Source organism: Pseudomonas sp. LPB0260, assembly GCF_013388395.1.
The window spans coordinates 3,882,426-3,905,968 of the sequence record NZ_CP058247.1; the positions used below are offsets into that span (position 1 = coordinate 3,882,426).

The following is a 23,543-nucleotide window of genomic DNA, read 5'->3' on the forward strand; positions in this document are numbered from 1 at the left end:
CGCAACGAGATCCCGCCATGGCCCGCCTGAAACTTGAGTTCCCCGAAGACCAGTACTGCTACAGCACCCACCTCACCGTGCGGGTCACCGACATCAATGCCGCCAACCACCTGGGCAACGACTCGATGATCTCGATGATCTCCGAGGCGCGGGCGCGCTTTCTGTTCGAGTTCGGCGTGGAGGAAACCCGCGAGGACGGCGTCGGCATCATCGTCACCGACCTGGCCACCACCTACCGCGCCGAAGCCCATGCCCGCGACCAGTTGCTGTTCGAGGTCGGGGTGATGGACTTCAACCGCTACGGCGGCGATATCACCTTCCGCATCAGCCGCCCGCTCGATGGCAGCCTGGTGGCGATGGCCAAGTCGGGCTTCGTGTTCTTCGACTACAGGCGCGGCCAGGTGGTGCAGATGCCGGCGACCTTCAGCGACCTGTTTCCCCAGGTCAACTGGCTGGACTGAGCGCCTGCGCTATACCTAGGGACAGCGCCGCTCGATGGCGCCCGCAGTCCGAGGTTCGCCATGTCCGCCAAACGCCGCTTTGCCTTGAACAGCCTGCTCGCCAGCCTGCTTGTCTGCAGCCCCTGTGCATTCGCCGATGAGGCGCAGCTCGAGCGCGGCCGCTACCTGGTCAACATCGGCGGCTGCAACGACTGTCACACCGCCGGCTACCTGATGGCCCCCGGCTCCATCCCCGAGAGCGAGTGGCTCAAGGGCGATCGCCTCGGCTGGAGCGGCCCCTGGGGCACCACCTACCCGAGCAATCTGCGCCTGTTGCTGCCGTACCTGAGTGAAAGCCAGTGGCTGACCCTGGCGCGCAACGCCAACTACCGCCCGCCGATGCCCAACGACAAGCTGCACATCATGACCGACGAGGACCTGCTGGCCATCTACCGGCTGGTCAAACACCTCGGCCCGGCCGGCGAGCCGGCACCGGCCGCGCTGCCGCCCGGGCAGACGCCGCCCGCCCCGGTCGTCCTCTTCCCGACACCACCGGCGGATTGAGCGGTCACCCCAACACCGCCCAGCAACGCCCCGTCTCGGCGCATGATCGGCAACCGCGCCCCATTTTGACTCGCCCGCACGCGCCTGCTGGGCAGGCCCACCCCCGATTCCGCGCGATTCGAAGGGTTGGCGCAGCTTTTGCTACTACCCCTCACAGGTAGCCAATGGCGGCTGCCCATGAACGACAAAGACGTCGCCTGCCCCTGCGCTGACCAGCGCCAGGGGCAGGCGACGTTTTTCGTTTCCGCCCCAGCGTTTGGGGATGGCGATGCCCCTGTGATCCAGGGGCCTTGCGGGCAACTCTCTCAACCCAGCTGTGGCTTCGGCCGCAGGGTGCGGCGCCACAAGTGCCGCGCCTCCCCGGCGGGCTGCGGCCACCGTGTCCACGACCACGGTCTGTCGCGCCCCGACCGGGACCCTTTCTTGCCGATGAGGTGTTCGAATGAATACGAGTTTCTGGAAAGCCGGTCACGCCCCCACGCTGTTCGCCGCCTTTCTCTATTTCGACCTGAGCTTCATGGTCTGGTACCTGCTCGGTCCATTGGCCGTGCAGATCGCCACCGATCTCGAGCTGACCGCCCAGCAGCGTGGCCTGATGGTCGCCACGCCGATTCTCGCCGGCGCGGTGCTGCGCATCGTCATGGGGTTCCTCGCCGACCGCCTGTCGCCCAAGAGCGCCGGGCTGATCGGCCAGGTGGTGGTCATCTGCTCGCTGTTCGCCGCCTGGCAGATCGGCATCCAGACCTACGAGCACGCCCTGCTGCTCGGCCTGTTCCTCGGCTTCGCCGGCGCGGCCTTCGCCGTCGCCCTGCCCCTGGCCTCGCAGTGGTACCCGCCGCAGCACCAGGGCAAGGCCATGGGCATCGCCGGCGCCGGCAACTCCGGCACTGTGCTGGCGGCACTGTTCGCCCCGGGCCTGGCCGCGCTGTTCGGCTGGCAGAACGTCTTCGGCTGGGCGCTGATCCCGCTGCTGATCACCCTGGTGGTGTTCGCCCTGGTGGCCAAGAACGCCCCGGAGCGGCCCAAGCCCAAGGCCCTGGCCGACTATCTCAAGGCCCTCGGCGACCGCGACAGCTGGTGGTTCATGTTCTTCTACAGCGTCACCTTCGGCGGCTTCATCGGCCTGGCCAGCGCCCTGCCCGGCTACTTCAACGACCAGTACGGCCTGGACCCGGTCACCGCCGGCTACTACACCGCCGCCTGCGTCTGCGCCGGCAGCCTGCTGCGCCCCCTGGGCGGCGCCCTGGCCGACCGCATCGGTGGCATCCGCTCGCTGCTGATGATGTACACCGTCGCCTCGCTGTGCATCGCCGCGGTGGGCTTCAACCTGTCCAGCTCGACGGCCGCCCTGGCCCTGTTCGTCGCCGCCATGCTCGGCCTCGGCGCCGGCAACGGCGCGGTGTTCCAGCTGGTGCCGCAGCGTTTTCGCAAGGAAATCGGCGTGATGACCGGGCTGATCGGCATGGCCGGCGGCGTCGGCGGCTTCCTCCTGGCCGCCGGCCTCGGCGCGATCAAGCAGCACACCGGCGACTACCAGCTGGCCCTGTGGCTGTTCGCCAGCCTCGGCCTGCTGGCCTGGGTCGGCCTGTACGGTGTGAAGCAGCGCTGGCGCACCACCTGGGGCTCGGCCGCGGTCACCGCCGCGCGGGTGTAACAGGCTAACGTAGGGTGGATGACGCCTTCATCCACCCTACGGCTTCATGGACTGGAGGATTGAGGCAAAGACGGGGCTGCCCGGCAGGGTGGCAATGCACTGGTCAGGCGAGATGGGGAAGGCCGGCGACGGCCGCCCCCGGCAGCCGTGCCCCGGCCTCGTCTTTGCCTCAGCCCTCCCCCTACAGGACAGCCACGATGGCCCTGCAACTGAGCTTCGGCGACGCCACGGCCACCGGCCCCCGGCAAGAGAACCAGGACGCCCTGCGCGTGGTGACGCCGGCACCGGCCCTGGCGGCGAGCAAGGGCTACCTGTTCGCCCTGGCCGACGGTGTCAGCCAGTGCGCCGATGGTGGCCTGGCCGCCCGCGCGACCCTGCAGGCCCTGGCCCTGGATTACTACGCCACCCCGGAGACCTGGGCGGTGGCGCAGTCGCTGGATCGCCTGCTGGTGGCCCACAACCGCTGGCTGCAGGCCAATGGCGGCGGCCAGCCGCTGCTTACCACCCTCACCGCCCTGGTCCTGCGCGGCCGGCGCTTCACCCTGGCGCATGTCGGCGACTGCCGCGCCTATCGCTGGTACGCCGGCCAGCTCGAGCGCCTCAGCGAGGACCATGTGTGGGAACAGCCGGGCATGCAGCATGTGCTCAAGCGCGCCCTGGGCCTGGACCAGCACCTGGTGGTGGACTACCTGGACGGCGAGCTGCGCGAGGGCGAGAGCTTCCTGCTGGTCAGCGACGGGGTCTGGGCGGTGCTCGGCGATGTCGGCATCCAGCGCATCCTGCACGACGAACCGGACCCCGCGGCGGCCTCGCGGGCACTGGTCAGCGCCGCCCACCTGGCCGGCAGCCAGGACAACGCCAGCGCCCTGCTGGTGCGGGTCGAGGGCCTGCCGCAGAGCGACCTGGCCGATACCCTGGCGCAGCTCGCCGCCTGGCCACTGCCGCCGCGGCTGCGCGAAGGCCAGACGTTCGAGGGCTGGCAGGTCGACCGCCTGCTCGCCGAGTCGCGCCAATCGCTGGTCTACCGGGTGCGCGATGCTCAGGCGCGGCGCTGGCTGCTCAAGACCCTGCCGCCCTCCCGTGCCGACGAGCCGCAGGCCGGGCCGGCGCTGCTGCTCGAGGAGTGGTTCCTGCGCCGCGTGGCCGGTCGCCACTTCGCCGAGGTGCATCCGCTGCCACAGCGCCAGCACCTGTACTACCTGCAACGCGAGTACGCCGGACAGACCCTGGCCGAGCACCTGCGCCTGTCCGGCCCGCTGCCGCTGCCGGAGTGGCTGGACATCGCCCCACGCCTGCTCAAGGCCGTAGGCATGCTGCACCGGCGCAATATCCTGCATCGCGACATCAAGCCGGAAAACCTGCTGTGGGGCGATGACGGCGAACTGCGCCTGGTGGATTTCGGCCTGGCCTACTGCCCGGGGCTGTCGCGCGACGAAGCCGGCAGCCTGCCGGGCACGCCCAGCTATATCGCCCCGGAATGCTTCGGCGGCAGCCCGCCCAGCGCCGGCCAGGACCTCTACGCCGCCGGCGTGACCCTCTACCACCTGCTCACCGGCCACTACCCCTACGGCGAGATCGAGGCCTTCCAGCACCCGCGCTTCAGCACGCCGACACCGGCCAGCCGCTATCGCCCCGACCTGCCGAGCTGGCTGGACGAGAGCCTGACTCGCGCGGTCAGCGCCGACCCGCAGCAGCGCTATGAAACCGCCGAGGAATGGCTGCTGGCCCTGGAACAGGGTGAGCGCCAGGCCCTCAGCAGCCAGCCCCGACCGCTGCTCGAGCGTGAGCCGCTGCTGGTCTGGCGCACGGTGGCGCTGGTTTCCCTGCTGCTCAACCTGGCCCTGCTGGTTCTGCTGCTGAGCTAGGCGCCACGCCGTGACGATGCACCATAAGGGCGCAACTCGCCTTAAACAGGTGCGCCGGCAGCCTCCCGGAGCCGCCCCGGACATGAGCAGAAAGCGCTGCAGCCCCCGGTAACCGAGCATTCGGCAAAGTTGGCACAGAGCCTGCTAAAGCACTCATACAAATCAAAAAAGCGCGACCTTCAACGTGGAAGGCGGCGCTTCCCGAGAGAACGGGACCAGGACAAAGGCGTCCTCGCTAGGTGACTAGCGGGACGCCTTTTTTTGTTTTCCGGTTTTGCGTGACGGTGAGGAACCATGAAAAAACTCAAGTTGGTGATGATCGGCAACGGCATGGCCGGAGTCCGTACCCTCGAAGAGCTGCTCAAGCTCGCCCCCGACCTCTATGAGATCACCGTGTTTGGTGCCGAACCGCATCCGAACTACAACCGCATCCTGCTCTCGCCGGTGCTGGCCGGCGAACAGACCTTCGAGGAGATCGTCCTCAACGACCTGGCCTGGTACGCCGACAACGGCATCGACCTGCGCCTGGGGCGCAAGGTGCTGGAGATCGACCGCAAGGCGCGCAAGGTGATCGCCGACGACGGCAGCGAGGCCGAGTACGACCGCCTGCTCATCGCCACCGGTTCCAACCCCTTTATCCTGCCGATTCCCGGCAAGGACCTGGACGGGGTGATCGGCTATCGCGATATCGCCGACACCCAGACCATGATGGACACCGCCAAGACCCACAAGCACGCGGTGGTGATCGGCGGTGGCCTGCTCGGCCTGGAAGCGGCCAACGGCCTCAAGCTGCGCGGCATGGACGTCACCGTGGTGCATATCGGCGACTGGCTGCTGGAGCGCCAGCTCGACCGCACCGCCGGCGACCTGCTGCAGAAGTCCCTGGAAGACCGCGGCCTGAAGTTCCTCCTGCCCAAGCACACCGCCGAGCTGCTGGACAACGGCGAGGGCCGGGTCTGCGCGGTGAAGTTCAAGGACGGCGAAGTCATCCCCGCCGACCTGGTGGTGATGGCCGCCGGCATCCGCCCCAACACCGAGCTGGCCGAGCAAGCCGGAATCGCCTGCAACCGCGGCATCCTGGTCAACGACACCATGCAGACCTTCGACCCGCGGGTCTACGCCATCGGCGAATGCGCCAGCCACCGCGGCATCGCCTACGGCCTGGTGGCGCCGCTGTTCGAGCAGGCCAAGGTCTGCGCCAACCACCTGGCCCAGCTCGGCTTCTCCCGCTACCAGGGCTCGGTGACCTCGACCAAGCTCAAGGTCACCGGCATCGACCTGTTCTCCGCCGGGGAATTCATGGGCGCCGAGGGGACTGAAACCATCACCCTGTCCGACCCCATCGGCGGCGTGTACAAGAAGCTGGTGATCAAGGACGACGTGCTGGTCGGCGCCTGCCTGTACGGCGACACCGCCGACGGCGGCTGGTACTTCCGCCAGATCCGCGAAAACCACAACGTCAGCGAGATCCGCGACCACCTGATGTTCGGCGAGAACGCCATCGGCGACGTCGGCCACCAGGGCGCCGACAAGACCGCCAACATGCCCGACAGCATGGAGGTGTGCGGCTGCAACGGCGTGTGCAAGGGCACGATCGTCAAGGCCATCCAGGAGAACGGCCTGTTCTCGGTCGACGAGGTCAAGAAGCACACCAAGGCCGCCAGTTCCTGCGGCTCCTGCGCCGGATTGGTCGAGCAGATCCTGATCAGCACGGTCGGCGGCGCCGCCGACGTCAAACCCAAGAGCGAGAAGGCCATCTGCGGCTGCAGCGAGCTCAACCACGGGCAGATCCGCAAGGCCATCCGCGAGCAGCACCTGACCAGCCTCGGCCAGGCCATGGCCTTCATGAACTGGAGCACGCCCAACGGCTGCGCCACCTGCCGCCCGGCGCTGAACTACTACCTGATCTCCACCTGGCCGGGCGAGGCCAAGGACGACCCGCAGTCGCGCCTGATCAACGAGCGCGCCCACGCCAACATCCAGAAGGACGGCACCTACTCGGTGGTACCGCGCATGTGGGGCGGGGTGACCAACCCCTCCGAGCTGCGCCGTATCGCCGACGTGGCCGACAAGTACAACGTGCCCATGGTCAAGGTCACCGGCGGCCAGCGCATCGACCTTTTGGGCATCAAGAAGGACGACCTGCCGGCGGTGTGGAAGGAGCTGGACATGCCTTCCGGCCACGCCTACGGCAAGTCCATCCGCACCGTGAAGACCTGCGTGGGCAGCGAGTTCTGCCGCTTCGGCACGCAGAACTCGACCCAGTTGGGCATCGACCTGGAGCACGACCTGTTCAACATGTGGTCGCCGCACAAGGTCAAGCTGGCCGTCTCCGGCTGCCCGCGCAACTGCGCCGAGGCCGGCATCAAGGACGTCGGCATCATCGGCGTGGACTCGGGCTTCGAGATGTACATCGGCGGCAACGGCGGCATCAAGACCGAGGTCGCGGAGTTCTTCGTCAAGCTCAAGACCGCCGAGGAGGTACGCGAGTACAACGGCGCCTTCCTCCAGCTCTATCGCGAGGAAGCCTTCTACCTGGAGCGCACCGTGCACTACATGCAGCGCGTGGGCATGGAGCACATCAAGAAGGCCGTACTCGAGGACGCCGACAACCGCAAGGCGCTCAATGCCCGCCTGCAGTACGCCCTGTCCTTCGAGCAGGACCCGTGGAAGGAGCGCATCGAAACCCCGAACCTGAAGAAAGAGTTCGACCGCATCAACGTCGTGCAGCTCGAGGAGGCCTCCGTATGAACTGGCTGGATATCTGCGCCCTGGAAGAGATCAACGTGCTGGGCTCGCGCATCGTAAAAGGCCCGAAAGGCGACATCGCGCTGTTTCGTACGTCCGCAGATGAGGTCTTCGCCCTCGACGATCGCTGCCCGCACAAGGGCGGGCCGCTGTCCCAAGGCCTGATCTACGGCAAGCGCGTGGCCTGCCCGCTGCACAACTGGCAGATCGAACTGGCCAGCGGCGAGGCGGTGGCCCCGGATGTCGGCTGCGCCCACCGGCACCAGGCGAAAGTCGAGAACGGCCGAGTGCTGCTGGCCCTGAATGCCGCGAAAGAGTGCGCGTGAGCCGCAGGGTGGAGAACGCCGCGGGCGTTTCCACCGCCACCTACCGGTGGACCCGCACAGCGTCGTCCACCCCACGCCTGTAGGAGCCCCGAACCATGGCCAGCACCAACCAGATCACCGCCTCGACCTGCTGCTACTGCGGCGTCGGCTGTGGCGTGCTGATCGAACACGACGGCGAGAAGATCCTCGGCGTCGCCGGCGATCCCAGCCACCCGGCCAACTACGGCAAGCTGTGCAGCAAGGGCGCGACCCTGCACCTGACCGGCGACCTCGACGCCCGCGGCCTGTATCCCGAACTGCGCCTGGGCAAGGGCCTGGCGCGTAGCCGCACGGACTGGGACAGCGCCCTGGACCACGCCGCCAGCGTGTTCGCCGAGACCATCCGCGAGCACGGCCCGGACAGCGTGGCCTTCTACATCTCCGGCCAGCTGCTGACCGAGGACTACTACGCCTTCAACAAGCTGGCCCGGGCCCTGGTCGGCACCAACAACCTCGACTCCAACTCGCGCCTGTGCATGAGCTCGGCGGTCGTGGGCTACAAGCGCAGCCTCGGCGCCGACGCGCCGCCCTGCAGCTACGAGGACATCGAGCAGAGCGACTGCCTGCTGATCGCCGGCAGCAACATGGCCTACGCCCATCCGGTGCTGTTTCGCCGCCTGGAGGAAGCCAAGGCCAGGCGCCCGGAGATGAAGGTCATCGTCATCGACCCGCGGCGCACCGACACCTGCGAGCTGGCCGACCTGCACCTGGCCATCCTGCCGGGCACCGACGTGGCCCTGTTCCACGGCATCCTGCACATCCTGATGTGGGAAGGCTGGATCGACCGGCGCTTTATCGATGCCCACACCGAGGGCTTCGACGCCCTGAAGAAGCTGGTGCGCGACTACACCCCGGGCACGGTGGCGGAAATCTGCGGCATCTCCCTGGAGCAGCTGCAGGCCTGCGCCGAGCTGATCGGCAGCGCGCCGTCCTTCCTCTCGCTGTGGTGCATGGGCCTGAACCAATCCAGCGCAGGCTCGGCGAAGAACAGCGCGCTGATCAACCTGCACCTGGCCACCGGGCAGATCGGCAAGCCCGGCGCCGGTCCCTTCTCCCTGACCGGCCAGCCCAACGCCATGGGCGGTCGCGAGACCGGCAGCCTGTCCAACCTGCTGCCCGGCCACCGCGACGCGGCCAATCCCGAGCACCGCGCCGAGGTGGCCGGCTACTGGGGCGTCGACGGCCTGCCGCAAAGCACCGGGCTGACCGCCATCGAGCTGTTCGAGGCGGTGCGCGCCGGCAAGATCAAGGCCCTGTGGATCGCCTGCACCAACCCGGCGCAGTCGCTGCCGGACCAGAACAAGGTGCACGAGGCCCTGGCCGCCTGTCCTTTCGTGGTGGTCCAGGAGGCCTTCTTCACCACCGAGACCTGCGCCTACGCCGACCTCTTGCTGCCCGCCGCCAGTTGGGGCGAGAAGCACGGCAGCGTGACCAACTCCGAACGCCGCGTCAGCCACGTGCGCCCCGCCGTGCCGGCGCCGGGCCAGGCGCGGCCGGACTGGGCGATCACCTGCGACTTCGCCCGTCGCCTGGAACCATCCCTGCGCCCCGGCCTGCCCAGCCTGTTCGCCTTCGACGGCCCCGAGGCGCTGTTCGAGGAGTACAAGCAGCTGACCCAGGGACGCGACCTCGACCTCTCCGGACTGTCCTACGCGCTGATCGATGAGCTGGGTCCCCAGCAGTGGCCCTTCCCGGCCGGCGCCCGCCAGGGCACCGCACGGCTGTACGGCGACGGGCGCTTTGCCACCGACAACGGCCGCGCGCGCTTCCATGCCGACCCCTACCGCGCACCCAAGGAGAAGCGCGAGGCGCGCTTCCCGCTGACCCTCAACACCGGCCGCCTGCGCGACCAGTGGCATGGCATGAGCCGCACCGGCACCGCCGCCCGGCTGTTCGGCCATGTCGAGGAAGCCGTGCTCAGCCTGCACCCGGATGAGCTGCGTCGGCGCCGCCTGCAGGCCGGCGACCTGGTCAAGGTGCGCAGCCGCCGCGGCAGCCTGATCCTGCCGATCCAGGCCGACGACGCGGTGCGCTCCGGCCAGGCCTACCTGCCGATGCACTGGGGCAACCGCTTTCTCAACGGCCTGGGAGTCAACGTGCTGACCCTACCGGCCTTCGACCCGCTGTCCAAGCAGCCGGAACTCAAGCACGCCGGCATCGAGGTGGAACAGGCCGAACTGCCCTGGCAGCTGTTCGCCCTGGTCGAGGGCGACGTGCAGAAGCGCTTCGCCGCCCTGCGCCCGCTGTTCGACGGCTTCGCCTACGCCAGCCTGACCCTCACCGGCCGCGAGCGCCCGGCCCTGCTGATCCGCGCCGCCTGCGCAGTAGCACCCGAACCCGCGCTGCTGGCGCAGATCGATACGCTGCTGGATGTCGTCGAGGGGCCGGTACTGGCCTACGACGACCCGCGGCGCACCGTCGGCAAGCGCGTGCGCATCGAGGACGGGCGCATAGTCGCCATCCGCCTGGCCGGCGAAACCGCCGCCCGTGACTGGCTGCGCAACCTGTGGAACGAGGGCCAGGCCGATGCCGACCTGCGCCGCTGGCTGCTCGCCCCCCTGTCCACCCCGCCCGGTGGCGCCGGCACGCAGAAAGCCAGCAAGACCCTGTGCAACTGCCTGAACGTCAGCCAGGACAAGGTCTGCGCCGGCATCGCCCGCGGCCTCGACCTCAATGGCCTCAAGCAGGAACTGGGCTGCGGCACCAGCTGCGGCTCCTGCGTACCCGAGATCAAGCGTCTGCTGGCCACCCAGCCGGTTGCCGTCAATGCCTAACCGTAGGGTGCGCCATGCGCACCAACCCCCACTATTCGGTGCGCACGGCGCACCCTACGCGAGGAATGCCCCATGAGTGGAAAAGTCTGGCTGGTAGGCGCGGGCCCCGGCGACCCGGAACTGCTGACCCTCAAGGCGGTCAAGGCCCTCAATCAGGCCGAGGTCGTGATGATCGACGACCTGGTCAATCCGGCCGTGCTGGAGCACTGCCCCGGCGCTCGGGTGGTGCCGGTGGGCAAGCGAGGCGGCTGCCGTTCCACGCCCCAGGCCTTCATCCACCGGCTGATGCTGCGCTACGCCCGCCAGGGCAAGTGCGTGGTGCGCCTGAAGGGCGGCGATCCGTGCATCTTCGGCCGCGGCAGCGAAGAGGTCGACTGGTTGGCCGCTCACGGCGTCGAGGTGCAGATGGTCAACGGCATCACCGCCGGGCTGGCCGGCGCCACCCACTGCGGGATTCCCCTGACCCTGCGCGGCGTCGCCCGCGGCGTGACCCTGGTCACCGCCCACACCCAGGACGACAGCAGCCTCAACTGGCAGGCCCTGGCCCAGGGCGGCACCACCCTGGTGGTCTACATGGGCGTGGCCAAGCTGGCGGAGGTCCGCGAGAGCCTGCTGGCCGGCGGCATGCGCGCGGACATGCCAGTGGCGATGATCGAGAACGCCTCCCTGCCCCAGCAACGCGACTGCCGCAGCAGCCTGGCGACGATGCAGCGCGATGCCCTGGAGTTCCAGCTCAAGAGCCCGGCGATCCTGGTGATCGGCGAGGTCGCGACCGCCCAGCAGGCCCTGGCCCTGGCGGTGAGTGCCTAACCGCTTCGCTCCTGCGAAGTTGTTCTTGCCCGGTCCCGACCGGGCTTTTTTCTGGGCAAAGAAAAACCCGGCCGAGGCCGGGTTTTTCTCAAGGCTTGGGCTAGATCACTGCTTGATCTGAGCTTCCACTTCGGCTTCCACGCGACGGTTGATCGCACGGCCAGCGTCGCTGGCGTTGTCGGCAACCGGGCGGCTCTCGCCGTAGCCGACCGCGTTGACGCGCTCGCCGGATACACCGTACTGATTGACCAGCACCTGGCGAACGGCGTTGGCACGGCGCTCGGACAGCTTCTGGTTGTAGGCGTCGGTGCCGACGGAGTCGGTGTGGCCTTCAACGGTGGTGCGGGTCTGCGGGTACTGGTTCATGAAGTCAGCCAGGTTCTTGATGTCGCTGTAGCTTTCTTCCTTCACGCGATCCTTGTCGAAGTCGAACTTGACGTCCAGCTCGACGCGGACCATCTCCATCGGCTCCTCGGCCTGAACCGGCGCCGGAGTCGGCTCGACCATGGCGACCGGAGCCGGCGCAGGAGCCGGCTTGCTGCCACCGCCGAAGTTCATGCCGACACCCACGCCAGCAGCCCACTCGGCTTCGTTGGCGTCGATGTTGTACATGCCATCCACACCGGCGCGGGCGAACAGGTTCTCGGTGATGAAGTACTTCACACCGGTGCCCACGTTGGCGAAGGTCGAATGGTCACGACCGGTGCGCGCCGGCACGTTGCTGATGTTCTGGTGGGCGAAACCCGCCGATACGTAAGGACGCAGACCGACGCCCGGCTCACCGAAGTGGTAGGTGGCGTCCAGGCCAGCCATGTTGCCCTTGATGTTCTTGTTACCGGTGCCGTTTTCCGAACGAATATCGTGGTATTCGCCATACGACAGGCCCAGTTCGACGTCATCGGTCAGGTAGTAACCAACGGAACCACCGAACAGATTGCCGTTGGACAGGTCGCGAGAGCTGTCGGTCATGTAACGCTTGCCGAAAGCTTCCACCTCGACTGCGCCTTGGCCTTGAGCCAGCGCGCCCAGAGAGGAGGCGGCAACAAGAGAGCCAATGACTACGCCTAAGGTGTTTTTCAGTTTCATCCGTAAATCCCCACATGGTGATTGATTGAATTGCGTGCAGGTAGACACGCAAAACGGCGGCGAGTTTAACAGAACCGCTTGCTGCGCCAGAGATTTAAAGTTGCCCCGAACTAACTTTCGGTGTCGCCGGCAAACTTCTCACGCAAGCGGTCTAGCGCGCGTTTGTAGCGCATTTTCGTGGCGCTCAGGCCCATGTGCATGATGTCCGCGATCTCCTGGAACTCCAGCTCTGCGACAAAACGTAGCACCAGAATTTCCCGATCGATCGGGTTCACATGCACCAGCCAGCGATCCAATCCCCCGCGATCCTCGACCTTCGGCGTCTTTTCTTCCGACGCCTCTTCCAGAGGATCCAGACTCAGTGCATCCATCAGGCGGCGCTTGCGCCGCTCCTTGCGGTACTGGGTGATGCACTCGTTGTAAGTAATGCTGTACAGCCAGGTCTTGAACTTGGACTTGCCCTCGAAGTTCTTCAGACCGTAAAGAACCTTGAGCATGACCTCCTGACAGACATCGTCGGCGTCGCGATCGTTCCCCAGATAACGTGCGCACACGTTGAACAGGGTGCGCTGGTAACGACGCATGAGCTCTTCGTAGGCTCGGGTGACGTGAAACAACTCGCCATGCGCCCGCGCTACCAGCTCCTCGTCAGAGAGCTCGCGGGGGTCGTATCGCATGGGCAACGGTTGGGCTTTATTCAAAACGAGTCGGGCCGACAGTCGGAACACAAGCCGCCAACGCCCGATGGCTCAGGCGGCGGGTTTGGCGGCATACATTAACAGGGATTGGCGCGTTAGCGGCTGCTTACCCGTTGTTCGAGCAAGGTGCGATTGGCCACCGAGACCAGCTCCCCCGCGTCGGTTAACAGGATAGTCTTGACCGTGCCAATTTCCTCGATCTGCCCTTCGACCTCACCGACCTGCACTTGTTGCCCGACCTGATACAACTCCCTCACATAAATCCCCGCGAGGATCTGCCCGGCGATCTCGCGGCTGCCCAAGCCCAGCGCCAGGGCCACGGCCAGACCGACCGAGATCAGCACGATGGCGATGACATTGTTGAGCAGGTCGGTCTTGACCTCCAGCTGGCCGATGGCCACGGAGATGCTGATGATGATCACCAGGCCCTGGGCGATGCGCCCCAGGCCATGGGCATAGTCCAGCCCCACGCCTTCCGCGGCGCCGCGCACCAGGCCGCTGACCAGATGGGCCAGGAGCACGCCGGCGACCAGCACCAGGGCCGCGCCGAACACCTTCGGCAGGTATAGCGCCAGCACATCGAGGGTGCCGGAAACCCGCTGCAGACCCAGCGACTCGGCGGCCGAGACGAGGAAGATCAACAGGACGAACCAGTAGACGATCTTGCCGATCAGGGTCGACACCGGCGCCTGGATGCCACCGCGGCTGAGCAGCTTGGTCAGGCCGGTGCCGGCCATCAGGCGATCCAGGCCCAGCTTGCCGAGCAGCTTGGACAGCAGGGTGTCGAGCAGCTTGGCCACGACGAAGCCCAGCAGCACCAGGATCAATGCCACGAACAGGTTCGGAATAAAGCCAGCGACCTTGGTCCAGAGAGCGGTCATCGCGGCAATCAGGCTTTGAGTCCAGGGATCGAGTTCCATTTCAGTCAGCCTTATCAGTAGAACGGGTAGAAGAGTGACGACGGGAGACCGGCGCGACGTGCGCCGAACCGTTGTTCAAAGCGATCATCAGGGCGCCGAGCCAGTTGCCCATCAGGCTGAACAGATCGCCCACGCCGACCTGGCGATTGGCGGTCTTCAGCACGCGGTGCAGGCAGGCATCGTCGTCGTGCTCGGAGACGGACGATTTGAGCAAATCGCGCAGGGATTCTTCGAATGGATCGTGCATCAAGCACCTCACAGGACGTCTCGGCTAGACGAGACCAGCCGTCATCGGGTCACATCAGAGCCAGCGCCAGCGCCGGAACAACCACCATTGGCCGAGACCGATGGCCGTCATGATCAGGCAGGCGATGACGAAGCCAAACGGGCTCTCGGCCCCCGGCATGCCGCCCACGTTGATACCCAGCAGGCCGGTCAGGAAGCTCATGGGCAGAAACACCATGGTGATGATGCTGAAACGGTACATGATGCGGTTCATCCGCTCGTCCATGCGCCGATTCTCCGCATCCAGCACCAGGCTGACCCGCTCGCGGCTGAGCTCCAGCTCTTCCAGGTAGCGGGTCAGACGGTTGTTCAGCTCGTTCCAGTAATCGGTATCGTCGGCGACGAACCAGGGCTGCTGGTTGCGCGTGAGCTGGGCGAATATCTCCCGCTGCGGCGCCAGGAAGCGGCGCAGGCCGGCGGCGCGGCGGCGGATCTGCAGGAGCAGGTCATGGTCGGGCAGAACCCGCTCGTCGGCATCGATCTGCTCCTCCTGCTCGTCGACCTGCTCGGCCAGTTCGGCGACCAGGGCATCGACCTTGTCGGTCAGGTAGTCGGCCAGGCTGAGGATCAGTTCCGAGGAGGTCTTCGGCCCCTTGCCCGCCTGCAGGTCGCGAATCAGGTCTTCGCTGGCGCGCAGCGGCCGCAGGCGCAGGGATATGACCCGGCGGGCGGCGGCGAAGATGCGCACCGAGACCATGTCCTCGGGCTCCGCTCCCGGGTTGAGGTTGACCCCACGCAGGAACAGCAGCAACTCCTGATTCGGCAGCGTCAGCAGGCGCGGGCGGGTGTTTTCCTCCAGCAGCAGGTCGCAGGCGAACTCGCCCAATCCGCTGTCGCGGCGCAGCCAGGCCTGGGTCTGCGGGTGACTGCGATCCCAGTGCAGCCACAGGCTCTCGCCCTCCGCCAGTTCGAGGCCGGCCAGCCCGTCATGGGCGACCGCCCTCGCCCCGCCCCGGCCGTCGAGCACCAGCGCATGCACCAGGCCCCACTGGACGTTGTCTTCCACCTGCATCCACGCACTCCAGATCAATCGGCCAGGGCAATCACTCGGGCATCTTCAGGGCACTGGGCGACACGATAATGCCGTTGTTGTCGGCATACAGGTACTCGCCGGGGCGGAAGGTCACGCCGCCGAAGACCAGGGCCAGGTCGAGCTCGCCGACGCCACGCCGGGTGCTCTTCAGCGGATGGCTGGCCAGCGCCTGGATGCCGATCTCGGTCTGCGCCAGCACGTCGACGTCGCGCACGCAGCCGTAGACCACTATGCCTTCCCAGCCATTCTTCACCGCCTTTTCGGCGAGCATGTCGCCGAGCAGCGCACAGCGCATCGAGGCACCGCCATCGACCACCATCACCTTGCCCTTGCCGGGCTGCTCGACCAGTTCCTTGACCCGCGAGTTGTCCTCGAAGCACTTGACCGTGACGATCTCGCCGCCGAAGGAATCGCGGCCGCCGAAATTGCTGAACATCGGTTCGACCACCTGCACCAGCTCGGGGTAGGCGTCACACAGATCGGGGGTGATGTAATGCATGGCTAAGCTCCTTCTAACATTGGGGATTCAGGCTTCACAGGTCGATACCGACACGATCGCCGTCGTAGCTCAACGGCAGCTGTACCAGATTGCCACAGCTGGCGTTGAGCGCGCGCCCACTGGACAGGTCGAACTCGATGCCATGGCGCGCGCAGCGCAGCACCCGGCCGTTGACCGCCGCCGTGTGCAACGGCGCACCGCGGTGCGGGCAACTGTTTTCCAGCAACAGGCGGCGGCCCTCGACGACCAGCAGGAGCAACTCCCGCCCCTGCACCTGAAAAGTCCGGCGATAGCCCTCCTCAAGGTTGAGCAGGCGCTCCAGGGCAACGAACATCGAGCCTCCAGCTACCGCATAAAGTGACCAGGTGAGCGAATTGCGTCACATGTTAACCGGATAAAGGCTCCGTTGATACGCCTGCGCGCGGCTCAAGGGCGATGCTTTGCACGCCGGCGGCGCGCAACGAGCCGTTGTCCAGCCAGTGCTCGACCAGGGGCCACACCTCGGCCTGCGCCTGCCTGCTGACCAGCATCTGCACATGGTCGAAATCCGTGGAGAAGCCCTGCTGCCTGCCCAGGCAGAGGAACTCGCGTACCGCGCTGCCGCACTGCGCCAGCAGTTTGCGGCAGGCCCAGGCCGGGTCCTGCTTGTCGCCCACCGCCGCCACGGCCAGCAGCGGCACCCGCACATCGCGCAAGCCGGCCCACCAGTCGCGCTCGGCATCGCCGAAGCGGCCGAACAGGCCATGCCAGCGCAGGCTCTCCAGAGCCAGGCCGATCGGCTCGTCTTCCGGCCCGCGCTTCAAGCGCGAGCCGGACAACACCGAGAAGCGCCCCAACAGCAGCCGACTGCCCCACTCCACCGGCGGCAGTTTCAACGGCCAGTACACGCGACTGATCTGGCTGCCGAACAACGCGACCGAGGCCACTCGTGCTTCCTCCAGGTAGTGTCCGCCCAGCGCGCCGGCCAGGGTGATCCCACCCAGGGAGTGCCCCAGCCAGTGGGCGGCTTGCGGGTTCTGTTCATGGATGAAGTCAGCGATCGCCGGCAGGTCGTAGCGCACATAGTCGCTGACCCGATTGCGCGAATAGTTGCGATTGCGCGGCGACAGGCCATGGCCGCGCATTTCCGCGATCCACACATCGAAACCGGCGCGCGCCAGGTAGGGCCCCAGGCCGATGCCCTTGGGCGAATACCAGAAGCGGCGATTGGAAAAGCTGCCCGGCAACAGAATCACCGGCACGCCACGCTCGCCCTCGCGATCGAAACGGCCGAGCCGGGTCAGCGCCAGTTCGACACTGGGGTCGGGGCTGTTGCCGGGCTTGAGACGGTAGACATCCTCACTCAGGTCGCCACGGATTTCGGCGCTGATCAAGGCGACGGGAAAAAGCTGACTGCTGCTCTGCATCTACTTCGCTCTGGTACAAAAAATTGCCGGGGCAATTCTTCACGTCGACTGGCGACGGCCCGAAGGGTGGCCGCCAGGGATGGCAAGCCACAAAAAAGGGCGGGATAACCCGCCCTCGTTAACGTGGTTACCGGCAGATCAGGCTGGCTGGCCTTCGGCGAGGAAGAACCAGGTATCCAGTACCGAGTCTGGGTTCAGCGACACGCTCTCGATGCCCTGCTCCATCAGCCAGCGCGCCAGATCCGGATGATCCGAAGGCCCCTGACCGCAGATGCCGATGTACTTGCCGGCCTTGTTGCAGGCGGCAATGGCGTTGCCCAGCAGCTTCTTCACCGCCGGATTACGCTCATCGAACAGGTGGGCGACGATGCCCGAGTCGCGGTCCAGGCCCAGGGTCAGCTGGGTCAGGTCGTTGGAGCCGATGGAGAAGCCGTCGAAGTACTCGAGGAACTCCTCGGCGAGGATGGCGTTGGACGGCAGCTCGCACATCATGATGACCTTCAGGCCATCCTGACCGCGCGCCAGACCGTTGCTGGCCAGCAGCTCGACCACCTGGCTGGCTTCGCCGAGGGTGCGCACGAACGGCACCATGATCTCGACGTTGGTCAGGCCCATCTCGTTGCGCACCTTCTTCAGCGCGCGGCATTCCAGCTCGAAGCAGTCGCGGAACGACTCGCTGATGTAGCGCGAGGCGCCGCGGAAGCCGAGCATCGGGTTCTCTTCTTCCGGCTCGTAGAGCTTGCCGCCGATCAGGTTGGCGTATTCGTTGGACTTGAAGTCCGACAGGCGCACGATGACCTTCTTCGGCCAGAAGGCCGCGGCCAGGGTGCTGATGCCTTCCACCAGCTTCTCGACGTAGAAGCCCACCGGGTCGTCGTAACCGGCGATGCGCTTCTCCACGCTGTCCTTGATCTCCGGCGGCAGGCCGGCGAAGTTCAGCAGCGCCTTGGGGTGCACGCCGATCATGCGGTTGATGATGAACTCCAGGCGCGCCAGGCCAACGCCCTCGTTGGGCAGTTGGGCGAAGTCGAAGGCGCGGTCCGGGTTGCCGACGTTCATCATGATCTTGAACGGCAGCTCGGGCATGGCGTCGACCGAGTTCTTGCGAATATCGAAGCCCAGTTCGCCCTCGAAGATGAAGCCGGTGTCGCCCTCGGCGCAGGAAACCGTCACCCCCATGCCGTCTTTCAGCACCTGGGTGGCGTTGCCACAGCCGACTACCGCCGGAATACCCAGCTCGCGGGCGATGATCGCCGCGTGGCAGGTACGCCCGCCGCGGTTGGTGACGATGGCGCTGGCGCGCTTCATCACCGGCTCCCAGTCTGGGTCGGTCATGTCGGAGACCAGCACGTCACCGGGCTGCACCTTGTCCATCTCGGAAACGTCCTGGATGACGCGCACGCGGCCTGCACCGATCTTCTGGCCGATGGCGCGGCCCTCAACCAGCACGGTGCCGGTTTCCTTGAGCAGGTAGCGCTCCATCACGTTGGCGCTGGTGCGGCTCTTCACGGTCTCGGGACGGGCCTGGACGATGTACAGCTTGCCGTCGTCGCCGTCTTTGGCCCACTCGATGTCCATTGGTCGGCCGTAGTGCTTCTCGATGATCAGCGCCTGCTTGGCCAGTTCGCTGACCTCGGCGTCGGACAGGCAGAAGCGCGCGCGATCGGCGCGCTCGACGTCGACCACCTTGACCGACTTGCCGGCCTTGGCTTCGTCGCCGTAGATCATCTTGATCGCCTTGCTGCCCAGGTTGCGGCGCAGGATGGCCGGGCGGCCCGCTTCCAGGGTCTGCTTGTGCACGTAGAACTCGTCCGGGTTGACCGCACCCTGCACCACGGTCTCGCCCAGGCCGTAGGCGCCGGTGATGAACACCACGTCACGGAAGCCCGACTCGGTATCCAGGGTGAACATCACCCCGGCGGTACCGGTTTCCGAACGGACCATGCGCTGCACCCCGGCGGACAGGGCGACCAGCTTGTGGTCGAAGCCCTGGTGCACGCGGTAGGCGATGGCGCGGTCGTTGAACAGCGAGGCGAACACCTCTTTGGCGGCGCGGATCACGTTGTCCACGCCGCGGATGTTCAGGAAGGTTTCCTGCTGGCCGGCGAAGGAGGCGTCCGGCAGGTCTTCGGCGGTGGCCGAGGAGCGCACGGCGACGGCCATGTTGTCGTTGTCGCCGGCCATGGCGGCGAACGCCTGGCGGATCTGCTTGTCCAGCTCTGCGGGGAACGGCGCGTCCATCACCCACTGGCGAATCTGCGCGCCGGTCTTGGCCAAGGCGTTGACATCGTCGACATCCAGCGCATCGAGTGCGGCATGGATCTGCGCATTCAGCCCGCTTTCTTCGAGGAAGTCACGGTAGGCCTGGGCCGTAGTGGCGAAACCACCGGGAACCGACACACCAGCACCGGCAAGGTTGCTGATCATCTCGCCCAGGGAGGCGTTCTTGCCCCCTACATGCTCAACATCGTGGACGCCGAGCTTATCGAGGGAAACTACGTACTCTACCAAGGTGATCTCTCCACTTAGGTGTTGGAAAAGCTCAAGGGGCTGGGAAAGTTCGGCGGAGCGAATCCGCGCGATTGTGGCCTGGCCCTGGAAAATAAGTAACAATGCCGACCACTTCGGGCCTGCAAAAGCGGGCCTATCATAGCCAAGATTCGTCCTCAGCTTAAGGCCCATGGCGCAAATGAAACGAACCGCTTTTTTCATCTCCGATGGTACCGGCATCACCGCCGAAACCCTGGGTCAGAGTCTGTTGGCGCAGTTCGACACCACCAGCTTCACCAAACTCACGCGACCGTACATCGACAGCGTGGAAAAAGCGCGCGCCATGGTACAACAAATCAATAGTGCTGCCGAGAAAGACGGGGTGCGGCCGATCATCTTCGACACCATCGTCAACCAGGAGATTCGCGACGTGCTGGCCCAGTCCGAGGGCTTCATGATCGACATCTTCTCGACCTTCCTCGCCCCGCTGGAGCAGGAACTGAGCTCGCACTCCTCCTATTCGGTGGGCAAATCCCACTCGATCGGCCACAACTCCAACTACATGGAGCGCATCGAAGCGGTCAACTTCGCCCTGGACAACGACGACGGCGCCCGCACCCACTACTACGACAAGGCCGACCTGATCCTGGTCGGCGTGTCGCGCTGCGGCAAGACCCCGACCTGCCTGTATATGGCCATGCAATATGGCATCCGCGCCGCCAACTACCCGCTGACCGAGGAAGACATGGAGCGCCTGCAGCTGCCGGCGGCGCTGAAGAAATACAAGGACAAGCTGTTCGGCCTGACCATCGACCCCGATCGCCTCACCGCCATCCGCAACGAGCGCAAGCCCAACAGCCGCTACGCCAGCTTCGCCCAGTGCGAGTTCGAGGTGCGCGAGGTGGAGAACCTGTTCCGCCGCGAGAACATTCCCTTCATCAACTCCACGCATTTCTCGGTGGAGGAGATCTCGGCGAAGATCCTCGTGGAAAAAGGCGTCGAACGCCGCCTCAAGTAAGCCTCGCCGATATCGCAAAAAACCGGAGCCCACGCTCCGGCTTTTTTGTGGACGCTTGGTCTAGATCACCCACAAGTCCATGAATTGCTGCACCGGCGTGGACTCGAGCCGCGCCTGGTCCCGGCACAGGGCGACGATCTCGGCGCAGCGCTGGGCGGGAAAGCGGGTTGCCAGGCTGGCCTGGAACTTGGCCTCCAGCAGCGGAATACCCTCGGCCCGACGGCGGCGGTGGCCGACCGGGTACTCCACCTCGACCTTCTCGGTGCAGCTGCCATCGGCGAAGAACACCTGCACGGCATTGGCGATCGAACGCTTGTCGGCCTCCAGGTATTCGCGGCTGTAACGCGGCTCTTCGACCACCTCCATCTTGTCGCGCAGCTCGTCGATCAGCGGATTGGCCGCGTGGAAGCCGTCCTCGTAGTGCTCGGCCGACAGGCTGCCGAACAGCAGCGGCACGGCGGTCATGTACTGCAGGCAGTGATCGCGATCGGCCGGATTGGCCAGCGGCCCGGCCTTGGAGATGATGCGGATCGCCGATTCCTGGGTGCTGATGACGATCCTGGCGATGTCGCCCAGGCGATCCCTGACCTGTGGATGCAGTATCACCGCCGCCTCGCAGGCGGTCTGCGCGTGGAACTCGGCGGGGAAGCTGATCTTGAACAGCACGTTCTCCATCACATAGCTGGCGAAGCCCTGGGAGAAGCGAAAGCGACGCTGGTCCGCCGGCTTGCTCGCCAGGTCGCGGTTGCTGTGGCTGAACGACACGTCGTAGAAGCCCCACTGCGGCGCGCTGAGCACGCCCGGAATGCCCATCTCGCCGCGCAGGGCGATGTCGGCCAGGCGCACCCCGCGACTGCTGGCGTCGCCGGCCGCCCAGGACTTGCGCGAACCGGCATTCGGCGCGTGGCGGTAGGTGCGCAGCGCCTGGCCGTCGACCAGGGCATGGGATATGGCCGAGAGCAGCTGTTCGCGGCTGGCGCCCAGCAGCTTGGCGCTGACTGCGGTGGAGGCCAGCTTGACCAGGACCACATGGTCCAGGCCGACGCGATTGAAGGCGTTCTCCAGGGCGACTACCCCCTGAATCTCGTGGGCCATGACCATGGCCTCGAGCACCGCGCGCATGCTCAGCGGCGCCTCGCCACCGGCCACGCGCCGTTGCGACAGGTGATCGGCCAGCGCCAGGATGGCACCGAGGTTGTCGGAGGGGTGGCCCCATTCGGCCGCCAGCCAGGTGTCGTTGTAGTCCAGCCAGCGCACCAGGCAGCCGATGTCCCAGGCCGCCTTGACCGGGTCGAGGACCAAGCGGGTGCCCGGCACCCGCGCCCCCTGCGGCACCACTGTACCCTCGACGAGCGGCCCGAGCAGCTTGCAGCACTCGGGAAAGCGCAGGGCCAGCAGCGCGCAGCCGAGGCTGTCCATCAGGCAATGGCGGGCGGTGCTCAGGGCCAGCACCGAGTCGACCCGGTAGGTGAGCACGTAGTCGGCGATATCCTGAATCACCTGGTCATACTCGGGACGCTTGTTCTGCTCGACGTTGCCGCTCATTGCCCGCTCCGTTCGCCGGATACCCGGCGCTGTGGCTGCCTGGTGCGGGCCAGCCAGCCCGCAGAAACGACAAAGCCCGCTTGCGCGGGCTTTGCCTGAGTCTAGACCAGACTAGAAGGCATCCCCAGGCACACGCACCCAGCCCTCCATCAGCACCCGGGCGCTGCGACTCATGATCGCCTTGGTCACCGACCATTCGCCCGCGACCTGGGCGGCCTCGGCGCCGACCCGCAGGGTGCCCGAGGGGTGGCCGAAACGCACCGCGCTGCGCGCACCGCCGCCCGCCGCGAGGTTCACCAGGGTGCCCGGAATCGCCGCGGCGGTGCCGATGGCCACCGCGCAGGTACCCATCATGGCGTGGTGCAGCTTGCCCATGGACAGCGCGCGCACCAGCAGGTCGACCTCGCTCGCCGGCACTGTCTTGCCGCTGGACGCCCGATAGTCCTTGGGCGTCGTCACGAAGGCGATTTTCGGCGTGTGCTGGCGAGTGGCAGCCTCTTCCGGCGTCTTGATCAGGCCCATGCGCAACGCGCCAGCGATGCGGATGGCCTCGAAGCGCGCCAGCGCCTCGGGATTGCCATTGATGTCCTCGCGCAATTCGGTGCCCTGGTAACCGATATCCTCGGCGTTGACGAACACGGTCGGAATGCCGGCAGTGATCATGGTGGCCTTGAGCGTGCCGCCCTCTACAACATCAGCGGGAACCTCGAGATCGTCGACCAGATTGCCGGTCGGGAACATCGAGCCGCCCTCCTCGCCGTCGTCGGACGGATCGAGAAACTCCAGCACGATCTCGGCCGCCGGGAAGGTCACCCCGTCGAGCTCGAAACCGCCGGTCTCCTGCACCTGGCCATTGCTCACCGGCACATGGGCGATGATGGTTTTCTGGATATTGGCCTGCCAGATACGCACCACGCAGGTGCCGTTATCGGGGATGCGGGCCGGGTCGACCAGGCCGGCATGCAGGGCGAAAGCGCCGGCGGCGGTCGACAGGTTGCCGCAGTTGCCGCTCCAGTCGACGAACGCCTTGTCGATGGAAACCTGGCCGTAGAGGTAGTCGACGTCGTGGTCGGGCTGACTGCTTTTCGACAGGATCACGCATTTGCTGGTGCTGGACGTGGCGCCGCCCATGCCGTCGATATGCGCGGAATAGGGATCGGGGCTGCCGATCACGCGCATGAACAGCTTGTCACGGGCCGCGCCCGGCACCTGGCAGCGCTCGGGCAGGTCCTGCAGGCGGAAGAACACGCCCTTGCTGGTGCCGCCACGCATATAGGTGGCGGGAATCTTGATCTGCGGTTGGTAAGCCATGGTTTCGTCCTGGCCGAGTAATAAGAAGTCGC

Annotated in this window: 20 protein-coding genes; 9 read left to right on the forward strand and 11 right to left on the reverse strand. The window is 66.3% G+C overall.

The window, feature by feature from the left end; genetic code table 11:
* Nucleotides 1–17 precede the first annotated feature (17 nt).
* From LPB260_RS17370 to cobA, 8 genes are all read left to right on the forward strand, one after another.
* Complete coding sequence (locus LPB260_RS17370; RefSeq protein WP_208707054.1) at nucleotides 18–461, forward strand: thioesterase family protein; 444 nt, start codon at nucleotides 18–20, stop codon at nucleotides 459–461.
* Between the two features lie 60 nt (nucleotides 462–521).
* Nucleotides 522–1,004, forward strand: coding sequence for a cytochrome C (locus LPB260_RS17375; RefSeq protein ID WP_208707055.1), 483 nt, complete (start codon nucleotides 522–524; stop codon nucleotides 1,002–1,004).
* A 442-nt stretch (nucleotides 1,005–1,446) separates the two neighbouring features.
* On the forward strand, nucleotides 1,447–2,658 hold the full coding sequence (locus tag LPB260_RS17380; RefSeq protein WP_208707056.1) for a NarK/NasA family nitrate transporter: 1,212 nt from the start codon (nucleotides 1,447–1,449) through the stop codon (nucleotides 2,656–2,658).
* Between the two features lie 197 nt (nucleotides 2,659–2,855).
* Nucleotides 2,856–4,523: a bifunctional protein-serine/threonine kinase/phosphatase gene (locus tag LPB260_RS17385; RefSeq protein WP_208707057.1), complete on the forward strand. Its 1,668-nt coding sequence runs from the start codon at nucleotides 2,856–2,858 to the stop codon at nucleotides 4,521–4,523.
* Between the two features lie 294 nt (nucleotides 4,524–4,817).
* A complete protein-coding gene (gene nirB / locus LPB260_RS17390; RefSeq protein WP_208707058.1) occupies nucleotides 4,818–7,274 on the forward strand; it encodes a nitrite reductase large subunit NirB in 2,457 nt (818 codons plus the stop codon).
* A complete protein-coding gene (nirD, locus tag LPB260_RS17395; protein ID WP_208707059.1) occupies nucleotides 7,271–7,597 on the forward strand; it encodes a nitrite reductase small subunit NirD in 327 nt (108 codons plus the stop codon). The genes nirB and nirD overlap by 4 nt, the downstream gene beginning before the upstream one ends.
* Before the next feature lie 95 nt (nucleotides 7,598–7,692).
* A complete protein-coding gene (locus LPB260_RS17400; RefSeq protein WP_208707060.1) occupies nucleotides 7,693–10,410 on the forward strand; it encodes a nitrate reductase in 2,718 nt (905 codons plus the stop codon).
* Between the two features lie 72 nt (nucleotides 10,411–10,482).
* A complete protein-coding gene (gene cobA / locus LPB260_RS17405) occupies nucleotides 10,483–11,220 on the forward strand; it encodes a uroporphyrinogen-III C-methyltransferase (RefSeq protein WP_208707061.1) in 738 nt (245 codons plus the stop codon).
* Between the two features lie 105 nt (nucleotides 11,221–11,325).
* On the opposite strand, the gene LPB260_RS17410 is transcribed toward cobA, so the two are convergent.
* From LPB260_RS17410 to ppsA, 9 genes are all read right to left on the reverse strand, one after another.
* Nucleotides 11,326–12,306: an OmpA family protein gene (locus LPB260_RS17410; RefSeq protein ID WP_208707062.1), complete on the reverse strand. Its 981-nt coding sequence runs from the start codon at nucleotides 12,304–12,306 to the stop codon at nucleotides 11,326–11,328.
* Nucleotides 12,307–12,416: 110 nt separating this feature from the next.
* Nucleotides 12,417–13,007: an RNA polymerase sigma factor SigX gene (sigX, locus tag LPB260_RS17415; protein ID WP_208707063.1), complete on the reverse strand. Its 591-nt coding sequence runs from the start codon at nucleotides 13,005–13,007 to the stop codon at nucleotides 12,417–12,419.
* A gap of 92 nt (nucleotides 13,008–13,099) precedes the next feature.
* Nucleotides 13,100–13,924, reverse strand: a complete 825-nt coding sequence (locus LPB260_RS17420) for a mechanosensitive ion channel domain-containing protein (protein WP_208707064.1) — start codon at nucleotides 13,922–13,924, stop codon at nucleotides 13,100–13,102.
* A gap of 1 nt (nucleotide 13,925) precedes the next feature.
* Nucleotides 13,926–14,171 (reverse strand): CrfX protein, encoded by a 246-nt coding sequence (locus LPB260_RS17425; RefSeq protein WP_208707065.1) that lies wholly within the window; start codon nucleotides 14,169–14,171, stop codon nucleotides 13,926–13,928.
* Between the two features lie 54 nt (nucleotides 14,172–14,225).
* A complete protein-coding gene (locus LPB260_RS17430) occupies nucleotides 14,226–15,221 on the reverse strand; it encodes a zinc transporter ZntB (protein ID WP_208707066.1) in 996 nt (331 codons plus the stop codon).
* A 31-nt stretch (nucleotides 15,222–15,252) separates the two neighbouring features.
* Nucleotides 15,253–15,741, reverse strand: coding sequence for a ribonuclease E activity regulator RraA (gene rraA / locus LPB260_RS17435; protein ID WP_208707067.1), 489 nt, complete (start codon nucleotides 15,739–15,741; stop codon nucleotides 15,253–15,255).
* 34 nt (nucleotides 15,742–15,775) lie between these two features.
* Nucleotides 15,776–16,075 carry a Rieske (2Fe-2S) protein gene (locus LPB260_RS17440; RefSeq protein WP_208707068.1) on the reverse strand — a complete coding sequence of 100 codons (300 nt, stop codon included), beginning with the start codon at nucleotides 16,073–16,075 and terminating at the stop codon, nucleotides 15,776–15,778.
* 52 nt (nucleotides 16,076–16,127) lie between these two features.
* Nucleotides 16,128–17,147: an alpha/beta fold hydrolase gene (locus tag LPB260_RS17445; protein ID WP_208707069.1), complete on the reverse strand. Its 1,020-nt coding sequence runs from the start codon at nucleotides 17,145–17,147 to the stop codon at nucleotides 16,128–16,130.
* A 138-nt stretch (nucleotides 17,148–17,285) separates the two neighbouring features.
* Nucleotides 17,286–19,658 carry a phosphoenolpyruvate synthase gene (ppsA, locus tag LPB260_RS17450; protein WP_208707070.1) on the reverse strand — a complete coding sequence of 791 codons (2,373 nt, stop codon included), beginning with the start codon at nucleotides 19,656–19,658 and terminating at the stop codon, nucleotides 17,286–17,288.
* Between the two features lie 178 nt (nucleotides 19,659–19,836).
* On the opposite strand from ppsA, the gene LPB260_RS17455 reads away from it, so the two are divergent.
* On the forward strand, nucleotides 19,837–20,655 hold the full coding sequence (locus LPB260_RS17455) for a pyruvate, water dikinase regulatory protein (protein ID WP_208707071.1): 819 nt from the start codon (nucleotides 19,837–19,839) through the stop codon (nucleotides 20,653–20,655).
* 60 nt (nucleotides 20,656–20,715) lie between these two features.
* Here the strand turns inward: LPB260_RS17455 and prpD are convergent, their stop codons facing one another.
* Both prpD and prpF read right to left on the reverse strand, forming a co-directional pair.
* Nucleotides 20,716–22,200 (reverse strand): 2-methylcitrate dehydratase, encoded by a 1,485-nt coding sequence (gene prpD, locus LPB260_RS17460; RefSeq protein ID WP_208707072.1) that lies wholly within the window; start codon nucleotides 22,198–22,200, stop codon nucleotides 20,716–20,718.
* A 111-nt stretch (nucleotides 22,201–22,311) separates the two neighbouring features.
* Nucleotides 22,312–23,511, reverse strand: a complete 1,200-nt coding sequence (gene prpF, locus LPB260_RS17465; protein WP_208707073.1) for a 2-methylaconitate cis-trans isomerase PrpF — start codon at nucleotides 23,509–23,511, stop codon at nucleotides 22,312–22,314.
* Nucleotides 23,512–23,543 lie beyond the last annotated feature (32 nt).

Excerpts from the sequence above, each read along its gene's own strand:
- rraA (WP_208707067.1), bottom strand. The coding sequence starts at position 15,741 with ATGCATTACATCACCCCCGATCTGTGTGACGCCTACCCCGAGCTGGTG.
- nirD (WP_208707059.1), top strand. The coding sequence starts at position 7,271 with ATGAACTGGCTGGATATCTGCGCCCTGGAAGAGATCAACGTGCTGGGC.
- LPB260_RS17445 (WP_208707069.1), bottom strand. The coding sequence starts at position 17,147 with ATGCAGAGCAGCAGTCAGCTTTTTCCCGTCGCCTTGATCAGCGCCGAA.
- LPB260_RS17400 (WP_208707060.1), top strand. The coding sequence starts at position 7,693 with ATGGCCAGCACCAACCAGATCACCGCCTCGACCTGCTGCTACTGCGGC.
- LPB260_RS17420 (WP_208707064.1), bottom strand. The coding sequence starts at position 13,924 with ATGGAACTCGATCCCTGGACTCAAAGCCTGATTGCCGCGATGACCGCT.
- LPB260_RS17380 (WP_208707056.1), top strand. The coding sequence starts at position 1,447 with ATGAATACGAGTTTCTGGAAAGCCGGTCACGCCCCCACGCTGTTCGCC.
- LPB260_RS17440 (WP_208707068.1), bottom strand. The coding sequence starts at position 16,075 with ATGTTCGTTGCCCTGGAGCGCCTGCTCAACCTTGAGGAGGGCTATCGC.
- LPB260_RS17455 (WP_208707071.1), top strand. The coding sequence starts at position 19,837 with ATGAAACGAACCGCTTTTTTCATCTCCGATGGTACCGGCATCACCGCC.
- prpD (WP_208707072.1), bottom strand. The coding sequence starts at position 22,200 with ATGAGCGGCAACGTCGAGCAGAACAAGCGTCCCGAGTATGACCAGGTG.
- LPB260_RS17375 (WP_208707055.1), top strand. The coding sequence starts at position 522 with ATGTCCGCCAAACGCCGCTTTGCCTTGAACAGCCTGCTCGCCAGCCTG.
- LPB260_RS17430 (WP_208707066.1), bottom strand. The coding sequence starts at position 15,221 with ATGCAGGTGGAAGACAACGTCCAGTGGGGCCTGGTGCATGCGCTGGTG.
- LPB260_RS17385 (WP_208707057.1), top strand. The coding sequence starts at position 2,856 with ATGGCCCTGCAACTGAGCTTCGGCGACGCCACGGCCACCGGCCCCCGG.
- cobA (WP_208707061.1), top strand. The coding sequence starts at position 10,483 with ATGAGTGGAAAAGTCTGGCTGGTAGGCGCGGGCCCCGGCGACCCGGAA.
- LPB260_RS17425 (WP_208707065.1), bottom strand. The coding sequence starts at position 14,171 with ATGCACGATCCATTCGAAGAATCCCTGCGCGATTTGCTCAAATCGTCC.
- LPB260_RS17370 (WP_208707054.1), top strand. The coding sequence starts at position 18 with ATGGCCCGCCTGAAACTTGAGTTCCCCGAAGACCAGTACTGCTACAGC.
- nirB (WP_208707058.1), top strand. The coding sequence starts at position 4,818 with ATGAAAAAACTCAAGTTGGTGATGATCGGCAACGGCATGGCCGGAGTC.
- LPB260_RS17410 (WP_208707062.1), bottom strand. The coding sequence starts at position 12,306 with ATGAAACTGAAAAACACCTTAGGCGTAGTCATTGGCTCTCTTGTTGCC.
- prpF (WP_208707073.1), bottom strand. The coding sequence starts at position 23,511 with ATGGCTTACCAACCGCAGATCAAGATTCCCGCCACCTATATGCGTGGC.